Origin of the sequence: Desulfobacter latus (assembly GCF_013389365.1) — a bacterium.
Taxonomy (GTDB): domain Bacteria; phylum Desulfobacterota; class Desulfobacteria; order Desulfobacterales; family Desulfobacteraceae; genus Desulfobacter; species Desulfobacter latus.
Map to the genome: position 1 here is coordinate 1 of NZ_JACADJ010000185.1, position 528 is coordinate 528.

Below are 528 nucleotides of genomic sequence, written 5' to 3' on the forward strand. Positions count from 1 at the left end.
CCACTGTTTTAATGTTAAACGAACCGCTTTTTCTGACAGCGACACGCCCGGTGTACGTTCCAACCTTTTTGCCGGAAGTGACAACCGCCTTGACGATGTCGCCCGTCTGAAATCCTTTGACTTTTTTTTCAGTTGACTTTGCTGTTGTCCGGGGGAATCCGAACTTGTTTACCCTGCACATCTGCCTTGAGCCATGACCGTCTGCCTTTACAATCAACACGGTTTTGTCGATCTGAAAAATCTTTTCCGGTGTGCTTTTCCCGACACAGGCGGCATCGAGCCAATGCGTTTTGTAAAGACCCCTGGTCGTCCGATTGAATTTTGTCAGACCGCCGGAGCCTGTTTCAACCGGCAGTCCGGTTTTTTTCAAGGTACGGAACAAGTCCCATCGGGTCGCATTGACGGCGCCCGCATCCTTGAGCGGCATTTTGGACTGTTTTTGAATTCGTTTCAACAGTCGCGGTTTCCTTGAAAGGAACTGTTCGAGTGGTTTGTTCCCCTTCTTCCTGTTGCACGCCGTACAGGCCA

At 50.4% G+C, this 528-nt stretch carries 1 protein-coding gene; it reads right to left on the reverse strand.

Translation table 11 applies throughout. The features are described 5' to 3' along the window. Positions 1–454, reverse strand: a 454-nt coding sequence (locus HXW94_RS18910; RefSeq protein WP_218576827.1) for a hypothetical protein, incomplete at its 3' end; no start/stop codon positions are given. Positions 455–528: the final 74 nt, after the last annotated feature.